The sequence below is a fragment of the Methylobacterium sp. D53M genome (assembly GCF_053345625.1).
Genome location: NZ_JBKFAL010000013.1, coordinates 149,779 through 158,779, shown reverse-complemented (window position 1 = coordinate 158,779; position 9,001 = coordinate 149,779). Strand labels below are relative to the sequence as shown.

At 62.5% G+C, this 9,001-nt stretch carries 7 protein-coding genes and 1 pseudogene; 3 read left to right on the top strand and 5 right to left on the bottom strand.

All coding sequences use genetic code 11. The features are described from left to right. Positions 1–238: pseudogene (locus ACLBYG_RS18895) on the bottom strand (DUF1236 domain-containing protein); the annotation flags it as partial. A 131-nt stretch (positions 239–369) separates the two neighbouring features. Next, positions 370–660, bottom strand: coding sequence for a DUF2312 domain-containing protein (locus ACLBYG_RS18890; protein WP_447682411.1), 291 nt, complete (start codon positions 658–660; stop codon positions 370–372). A gap of 235 nt (positions 661–895) precedes the next feature. On the opposite strand from ACLBYG_RS18890, the gene ACLBYG_RS18885 reads away from it, so the two are divergent. The 3 genes from ACLBYG_RS18885 (at position 896) to ACLBYG_RS18875 (ending at position 2,308) form a co-directional block, all read left to right on the top strand. Further along, complete coding sequence (locus ACLBYG_RS18885; protein WP_447682410.1) at positions 896–1,504, top strand: recombinase family protein; 609 nt, start codon at positions 896–898, stop codon at positions 1,502–1,504. Between the two features lie 172 nt (positions 1,505–1,676). Further along, on the top strand, positions 1,677–1,991 hold the full coding sequence (locus ACLBYG_RS18880) for a hypothetical protein (protein WP_447682409.1): 315 nt from the start codon (positions 1,677–1,679) through the stop codon (positions 1,989–1,991). Continuing rightward, positions 1,991–2,308, top strand: coding sequence for a hypothetical protein (locus ACLBYG_RS18875; protein WP_447682408.1), 318 nt, complete (start codon positions 1,991–1,993; stop codon positions 2,306–2,308). The genes ACLBYG_RS18880 and ACLBYG_RS18875 overlap by 1 nt, the downstream gene beginning before the upstream one ends. Before the next feature lie 127 nt (positions 2,309–2,435). Here the strand turns inward: ACLBYG_RS18875 and ACLBYG_RS18870 are convergent, their stop codons facing one another. From ACLBYG_RS18870 to hsdR, 3 genes are read right to left on the bottom strand one after another with little or no spacing between them, the layout of a single operon-like run. Next, entirely contained in the window at positions 2,436–3,806 is a 1,371-nt protein-coding gene (locus ACLBYG_RS18870) for a restriction endonuclease subunit S (protein ID WP_447682407.1), read from the bottom strand. Beyond that, on the bottom strand, positions 3,803–5,293 hold the full coding sequence (locus ACLBYG_RS18865) for an N-6 DNA methylase (RefSeq protein WP_447682406.1): 1,491 nt from the start codon (positions 5,291–5,293) through the stop codon (positions 3,803–3,805). Before ACLBYG_RS18865 ends, ACLBYG_RS18870 begins: the two co-directional genes overlap by 4 nt. Continuing rightward, on the bottom strand, positions 5,293–8,691 hold the full coding sequence (hsdR, locus tag ACLBYG_RS18860; RefSeq protein ID WP_447682405.1) for a type I restriction-modification system endonuclease: 3,399 nt from the start codon (positions 8,689–8,691) through the stop codon (positions 5,293–5,295). The genes ACLBYG_RS18865 and hsdR overlap by 1 nt, the downstream gene beginning before the upstream one ends. Between the last annotated feature and the right edge of the window lie 310 nt (positions 8,692–9,001).

The following is a 9,001-nucleotide window of genomic DNA, read 5'->3' as shown; positions in this document are numbered from 1 at the left end:
ACGGGCGGTGTTCGCCTAGCGTGTAGTTGCGAAACCGCTCTCGCCGATCGACACCCAGGATCCCGTTGGCGGTGCCCACGGCCGCCCCGATCGCCCCACCGACGATCGCGCCCAGGGGACCGGCCACCTCCTCGCCGCGGGCTGCTCCGTCCTGCGCGCCTCGCTCCAATCCTTGCGCGTGGACAGCCGCGGTGAGGCCGAACGTGGCCAAGAGGGCGAGCGTGGCTGGAATGCGCATACGGTATCTTCCTGCTCGGTTGCGCAGGTCTTCAGGCAAGCGCCTGAGGCTGCGAAGACCTGCCCGGGGACGGGTCGAACGTCGAATAGGCGGGACGGCACCTACGCACCGTCCTCACCCAGGGCTGTAGCTCAGGCGGCCTCGGCCAGGGGCGCGGGCGATGGCGCGTCCATGGCGCGCAGGTACACGTCGAGGAGGGTCTCCTGCTCGTCGCGTTCGTCCTTGTCCTGCTTGCGGATCTTCAGGATCTCTTTGAGCACCTTCACGTCCAGGCCCTCACCCTTGGCCTCGGCGAAGACCTCCTTCTTGGCCTCCATCAGGTCCTTGATCTCCTCCTCCAACCGCTCGATGCGCTCGATGATCGAGCAGATGCGTTCGCCCGTGACGGCGACGGTGTCGGTGATCTCGATCTTCTTGGTCATGCGCTGATCCTTGTGACGAGAGGCACGACCGTGGTGGGCCAGGGTAAGCGGGACGTTAAAGCGATGGGGCAGCGGGATAGCCAGCGCCGCGGGCGCGCCCTAGAAGGGAGTCGCTCACCCTCGTGCAGAAAGTCATCACTTTCCGCACACCGCGGTTAAGCGTGGCCGCCAGAGGGGCTTGCAGTCCAGAAAGTACGTGCGATAAATCGAGATTTCTGGACGGAGTTTTTGCACGGTGGCCAGTCGCAGCTACGGGTACTCTCGCATATCGACCTCCGCCCAGGACTGGTCGCTGCAACTGGAGGCCCTCGAACGTGCGGGCGTCGATGACCGCGACGTATTCCGGGAGACCGCCTCGGGCGCTAAGCGCGACCGCGATCAGCTTCGACGCGTGCTCGATCTTCTCCGAGCCGGGGACCGCCTCTGCGTCTACCGACTCGACCGACTTGCACGCTCTCAACTGCACCTCCTCCAGATTATCGAGGAGATCGAGAGCAGGGGAGCCAAGCTGGTCTCGCTCAAGGACAACATCGACACCACGACCGCGACCGGGCGCATGCTGATCGGCATGCTGGCGGTCTTGGCAGAGTTCGAGCGCAACCTGATCCTGGAGCGCAGTGCGGCTGGGCGCGCCGTGGCGAAGAAGAATGCGGTTCGGTTCGGGCGACCGCCCAAGTTGACGACGGCCCTGGTGCGGCAGGTAGCGCTGGCGCACGAGGATGCGAGCAGCACAGTGGCGGAAACCTGTCGGATGCTCGGGATCAGCCGCTCGTCGTACTATGCAGCGCTGCGGGCCGGACGGCAGACACCTCCTGTTGAACTCGGAGCGGCTTCGGTCGGCTGACGCCTGGAGTCGATGCGGATATTACCGGATCCTGTTGGCGTGGCTTTACGCTCTGATCCCTCGTGGTATTTCTGGGAAGCGAACGATCAAACAAATCCCTGATCTTCACAAAAGCATCTCCTGTATAAGTAGTTCAGAGATATTTATCCCTGTTCCAATCCCAGGAGGTTCTATGTACGGTTTTCAGCTAGTGAGACTTTTCGAGGAGATGAATGCGCTGGGTCTGGTCTCGTCGCGTGAGCAATACTCTCGCCATTGGTGTGGCAGAAATCCCGGATACCTCCGCGACTACATGCGGCGTGACGGGGCGACCTCGCGGGTTTCACCGCGGACTGTCGAGCGGATTCGCATGCGGTTGGCCGAGGCCGGTTCGCTCCTGACCGGAGATCTCCGCGACCGGGTGCGGGCCTACGACGACGCGATCTTGCGTGACCTGCGCATTGCCGACCTGCTCGGGCGCCGCTCCATCGACGCGAGGTGCCCGTGATGGCCCAGATGAATGTTCAGAGCATCCGCCGGATGGTCGCTCAGATACGGGCTGACCACGAAATTCAAGAGATCCTCGCACGCAACGCCTTCATGGTCGCCGACACCGAGACGATGATCCTGGACCTGAACTCCAGGTCTCAGGATTGTCGGCACCGCGTCGCATTCCAGTGGTGCGAGGCGCATGCGATAAGCCCGTGGCGCCGACGCATCCGCGAGCGCAGTGGCAACGCCGTCCTGGACAGGATCATCTTCGAGTTCGAGGATCCAGCCGACGCGGCTGCACTCCGCGACTGGCTTGCGGCGCGTGGCTGGTGACGAGGCAGGTGTGTCATCGCCACTGAGTCCTGTTACGGGTCTGCTGCATCTTCACCCAGGTGTAGACCTCGATCATCACCTCGAACTCCGACAGCGATCCGTGATCGAGGTGAGATCGCTGCGACAGTCAGATCGTCGCTGCAAGGCGCGGACGCCCACGGCCTCGACGAGTAGGTGTAGCCCCCTCACGTTCAGCCTTGATCCGCTTCAGCAGCACGCTCGCCGGTTCATCATCTGGATCCTGCGGTACAAGCTCGCCGCGGAACGCTTTCGAGAGGACCACCTGATCGAGGTGATCGACAAGTCTGCGGGCGCTCGCGACCTCCAGGGCGAGGCGGTTTATCGAGGCAAAAGCCGTCTCCACTAGCCCGACGACTTTCTGCTGCACATCGAGGCCAGGACAGGGGACTTCGATGTCGAGAAATTTCGACTGCGTCAGGTTAAGTCCGCTATCATTGATGCCTGATTTCATCTCCTCAATGACGGATAGCAACTCCGGAGAGTTAAGCATAAGCGCGATGTATTTAGGGCATGCGCGCCCTTTGTTGATCTTCAATCGATATACTTTATCGCAGATCATTAAATTCGGCCGAGTATTTTCAACGTAGGCGCAGATACCAACCCGATTTCTTGGACCGGCCCGCGTTATGATAACATCGCCTTCAGAGACTTGAAGTGATGGACGAGGTTCCAGATTTTCTGGTAGTTTTTTGTTTTCCTTCGCCTCAAACAGAATAGGTTGAACTGCCGTCGTTTTCATTACGGCCCACTGATTATCGAATTTCGCTGGTTCACTCTCGCATTTCGGACTCCAGCCCTGATCGAGAGACAGTATTAGATCAGATATTGGTCGAATATTTTTCGCTGTGACATTTTTTTCTAAACTGCTTTGAAATGCCCTGGACAAAATCGCCTGTTTGTATTTCTGTATGAGTTTCGGTGCATGATCGAGATGGTCCCGCGCGCGCTTCGACTTTGCTGAGAGGCTGTCGATCTTCGCGACTATGCGGCCCTGCTCAGGCTGAGGCGGAAGCGGGATCCTGATGCGTCTCACGTCTTCCAAGTTCAAGCGCGGAACTGCGGTTCCGAGCATAAACTCGCCGAACTGAGCAACTGCGGCAGGGGATCGCAAAAATAAAGCCAATAATTCTGGAGAGATTATTCTGCGGTCCGTCCGTATTCGACATGATGATTGGGTAATATTACCGCCCCGCAACTCTTTAGGAACTATGGCCACTTTGCCAATGGTTCCAACAATCGAAAGCAACACGTCGTCATGTTTCAGTGATGCGCGTCCATATCTTTTCGCAATATCGGAACTTGTGCGTCGCAGTGCGTCAAGTGCAATACGACTTCCTTCTATTTCGGTCGGGCGAACGTATGGAACGCCATCGGGAACGTTCGGCCCTGGTTGAAGGATGCCATATATTATCGGCGCATCTGCGTCCGTAACATCGGCCAGCGGATAAACAGACCACTTTTCTGGAATGCTAGTCACTCGGCGGCCTCCAGCAACGCCGCCGCTCTTTTACTATCTTCGTCACTCTCCAATTCATCCGAGAGTGCTTCAATATCGTCTAATGCCGCCTTCAGATGCCCGATGATCGCCGTCGCGATATCTTCGGGTTCGGTTAGACCCTCCTCAGCGTCCGCCTCGGTATCCCGGAGCCACGTGATGTCGAGGTTGTCGTTGCGCTCCGCTACCTGCTCACGCGTGAAGCACCGGAGCCGCCCGCTTTCGCCCTGATCCTGCCGCTCCGCTACACCGTTCGGATCAGCACCGTAAGCGGTTTCGAAGGCCGCGAAGTCCGCCACGGTCAGCGGGCGCGTTTTGCCGAACGCGGGCATGTCGGCTCGCAGATCGTACACCCAGACCGCCTTCGTGTTCCCCTTGTCCGACTTCCCGCGCTGGAAAAACAGCACGTTCGTCTTCACGCCCTGCGCGTAAAAGATGCCGGTCGGAAGCCGCAGGATCGTGTGCAGATTGCACAGGTCCATGAGCCATGTGCGTAGGCGACGGCCGGTGTTGTCCTCGAAGAGGACGTTGTCAGGCACCACAACGGCTGCCCGCCCGCCGGGCTTCAGCGCCCGGACGATGTGTTCCACGAACGCCAACTGCTTGTTCGAGGTCTCGGCTGTTACCGAGAAGTCGTTTCGCGTGGGCCTTCCGCCACCCTTCTTCGTTCCGAATGGCGGGTTCGTCAGGATCAGGTCTGCCTTACCTAACCCCTCACCGTCCGGCGAGAGCGTGTCCACGTGCTCGACGCCCCCCTCGATGCCGTGCAGCATCAGGTTCATCAGGCAGAGACGGTGCGTGTCGTGGACGAGTTCGGCGCCGTGATAGGCGCCGTTGCGCTGGAAGAACGCCTGAGCCTCCGGGAGCTTGTAGAGGTTGTCGGTCTTGGCCTTGATGTAGTGATCGGCCGCCACGAGAAACCCTGCTGTGCCAGCGGCAGGGTCCTGGATCACCTCGCCCGGCTGCGGCTGCATGAGCCGCACGATGCAGTCGATGAGTGGGCGCGGGGTGAAATACTGCCCGGCCCCGGACTTCTTCTCCGCTGCGTTCTTCTCCAGCAAGCCCTCGTAGAGGTTGCCCAGGCCCTCCTCACGCGCTGAGAACCAGTCGAGCTTGTCGATCGCGCTCGTGAGCGCCTTTAGGTTCGTCGGACGGGTCAGACGCGTCTGCGCGTCCGTGAAGATCGCGAGCACGAGGTGGTCGGTTTCGATCTTCGGGTTGCCGAGATCGAGAAGTAGGCGCTTGTAATGGTCGAGTTGGTCGAGCCCTTCGCGCCCGGCGAGCCCCGCCCAGCGGTACTGCGTGGGCAGCCGCCCCTCACCGCTGGTCTCAGCGAGCATCTTGAGGAATAAAAGATAGGTGATCTCGGTGACGTACTCATTGTAGCCGACGCCGTCGTCGCGCAGCACGTGGCAGAGCGACCAGAGCTTGGCGACGATGTCGCGCGTGGTGGGAGTGACCGCTTCCATCAGCCTGCCTGCTTCCAGAGTTCTTCGTTCACGTCGGCGAGGAGCGTCTCCACGCCGCCGCTGAAAATCTTGTTTAGGCGGTTGAACCCGCCGTCCGACCGGAAGGGCTCGCGGTCGAGCGCCTCACGATCGACGACGACCTCACGCACGATCTGTTCGCCGATCCGCTTCAACCACTCGCGCTGTGGGTCCGTCCAGGGCTGGCGCTTCATGATCCGCTTCATCGCCGCGGCGACGCGCTCCTCGTAGGGCTGGAGCGGATCACCCAGTGCTGCCTGTCGGACATAGCCGATGATCGAGGCGGCGATGTCCTCGTTCTTCGCATCTTTCCAGGCGCGCTTGAGCGTCGCCTCGGGGAACCCTGCGCGGTCGAGTTCAGCACGGAGTTCGCGTAGCTGTGCACGGGTGAGGTCGCGTGGACGCTGCACCACCACCTTTAAGGCCGCGAGGGTGTTCACGTTCTCGTTCACGAAAGTGGCGAACCCGTCGAGGAAATCCTCGGGTTTCTCGGCGGCGCCGTAACCGCGCGTCACACCGATGACCGCATCCGGGTGGTGCGAGATCGGCTTGCGGTCGGGCTCACCGTCGCTCCTGGACGCATCGAGCACGGTTCCGATGCCCTGGTGAGCACGCACCCAGGTGACGAGATCCTCGCCGGGTGCCGCGTGCAACCTCGCCAACGTCGCTTCCGGCGTCTCGCCCGCGACCGCCTCGAACCGCCTGCGCGCCTCCTCGGACATCGTCTTGAGCCGACGCCGCAGCTTGACCACCAACTGCGCCCGCACGGTCTCGCGTTGCCGCTCATCGTCGGCGGAGGCGAGTTCCGCGACCAGTTGCTCGAACCCGATCGCGGGCGCGACCACGATCGGCTTCATGTCGGTGATCTTCTGGAGGTGGGGGTAGAGATCCACCGCGTCGAATATCCGGAACACGTCCTTGCCGATGTCCGGGCACAGCCGGGTCGCCCGCCCGATCATCTGCTCGTAGAGGATCCGGGAGTTCACGCGCCGCAGGAACACGAGGTTGGTGATCGACGGCACGTCGATGCCGGTGGTCAGGAGATCCACCGTGACCGCGATCTTCGGGTTGGCGTCGTTGCGGAAGGCGCGGATGAGGTCGCCGACCTTGTCCACCTTGCCGGTGATCTTCTTCACCGCGGAGTCGTCGATCTCGCCGTAGGCGGCCTGGAAGGCATCTTTGACCTGCTTCACGACGATGTCGGCGTGGTCGTTCGAGGCAGCGAAGATCAGGGTCTTGCCCGGCAGGCTCGGATCGATGTGACGCGCGAGTTCCTCGGCCACGACCTTGTTGAAGTTCTCGGTGACCACCTTCTTGTTGAACTGCTCGACCTCGAAGCGCAGGGCGTCGGGCGCGTGCGCGAGGTCGATCTCACCCGTTTGGGGATTGAAGAACTCCAACTGGTCGGATTGGGCGAACTCGATGCCGTAGCGCGCCAACTCGGTCTCGATCCGGACCGGCGGCTCGTGGTCGTTGAGATGGCCGTCGATCACCGCGTCACGATACGAGTAGGTGAACACCGGCTCGCCGAAGATCTCCGTGGTGTGCAGCGCGGGCGTGGCGGTCAGGCCGACCTTCACCGCGTCGAAGTAGTCGAGCACGCGCCGGTACTTCGACACGTAGTCGGCCTCGTCGCGGAAGCTCAACTCGGCGTCGGAGAGTTCGCGGTCGAGCAGGTAGCCGCGGTGGCACTCGTCTACAACGATCAGATCGTACTGGTCGATGGCGGGCGCCTGCGCCGGGTCGTCGGTGAGCAGGACGCGCTTCACCAACCCCTGGATCGTGCAGATGTGCAGCTTCGTTTCGGCATCGGGCACCACGTCCTTAAGGCCCTTCAAGCCGAAGATGTCGGCGAAAGTCTTGCCGGTGACGACCTTGGTGGTCGAGAATTCGCCCTCGGTCTGGTCGCCGAGCGCCGAGCGGTCCACGACAAAGCAGACGCGGCGGAAGCGCTTGGTCGAGAGTAGGCGGTACAGGAGCGCGATGGCGAGCTTGGTCTTGCCCGAGCCGGTTGCCATCGCCACCAGCATCGTGCGCTGACCCGCCTCTAGGCACTCCTCGACCTTGGCGACGGCGACCTTCTGATAGTCACGCAAGGGGAAGCCAAAGGTCATCGGCTGATCCTTGAGCGCCTTGGTCGCCGCCTCGACATCGACGCTGAGCTTACCCAACAGACCCTCTGGCGTCGGCCAGTCTACGAGCGCGCGGCGAAGGTTGGACGGGCGGCGCACGTCACGGAACCACACGCCGCTCTGCGTCTCGATCTGCCGGAGGTACACGCGGCCGTTGGCGGCGAACACGAAGGGCACGCGATAGGCGTGCGGCCCGTCCTGCCACGGCGCGCCATCGACGAACGTGACCCCGCCGGTCTCGGTGATGTCGCGGGCGTAACGCTCGGCCTGATCGATGGCGCTCGACACGCTGGTGTTCTTGCGCTTGGCCTCGACCACGCCGACGAGGGTCAGGCCGATGAACAGCGCGTAGTCGGCACGCCCTTTGGAGACAGGCCACTCGGCGATGGCCATGTTGCGGCCCTTGACCGGCCGGGTGCCCTCACTCCAACGCAGCCGTCGCGTGTCGGCCTCCCAGCCATTGTCCTTTAGCTGCCGGTCGATCAGTGCCCGGGTATCGGCCTCGTCCAGGTCGATCTTCTCGGCCGCCTTCTCGCCGGACGTGACGAGAGCCTGGAGGGTCGCAACCGGGGTCTTCTCCGCCTGTGCCTGAAGGGCTGCGAGTCTGGAGGCCAACTCGGCCTTCTCGACCTCGCCCTCCTGGGCGAGCGCCTCCCAGACTGCGCGGTCTTCACTCTCGCGACGCAGGCGCTCGGACAGGCTCTCACGCTCGCGCGCCTCCTGCTCGGCGAGCAGCCGGGCTGCCTCGGCTGCGCCCTCGCTGTTGGCGAGGCTCAGCCGCAGCGCGGCAATCTCCTCGCGCAGGGTCGCGGAAGCATCGACCGGCGGCGGCGGCGGCAGAAACGGGCCCGGCTTGAAGTCGGGCTGCTTGCCGTAAGTGCGGTGGAACCAGATCGCGATCTGACGGGCGAATTTTAGGCCCGACAGCGCCTCGGCGTGCGTGCCTTTGACCTCATGGGCTGCGTCATTTCCGAGCTTACGCAGGCCGTGGAACAGGTCCGCGGTCTCGCGGGGGAGGACACGCTCGTAGGACAGGCGCGACAGGATAGTCTCGAAGCTGTCGCGACGCTCAGGCTGATACAGGCCCTGGCGGGCGGCGATCTCCTTGGCCAGGAGTTCGGCGAACTGCCGCAGCTTGATCAGGGCCGTCGAGGGATCCGTTCGGAAATAGCTCTCCGCGAGCGCGGGCAGAGCCTCAAAGTTCTGCCCGTACCCTCCCATGAAGCCGAAGTTGGCGGTGTTTGCCATCGGTCTCAGACGCCCGTCGCGCTCTCGGCGGGACCGTAGATCGCGCTGCCGAGCTTCTCAACCTTGAGTGGAGAAAGGGCGGTCAGATGAGCCTCGAAGCGGTATTTCGGTCACGCCCTCTCGGTCAGCATCCGCTCGACGGCCGTGTTAGAGGTGGCGCTCCTGGACCTCGGCAACCGAGGATCCGCCCAAGTGTGACGGCATTGTCCGCCCCGACCATTCGCCGCCGCTGGTGAACGCTTGCAACGAGACCGTCTCACCCACGGAGGCTTTTGTCCTGTCACCTTCATCCTGCCGATCACGTCGGCCT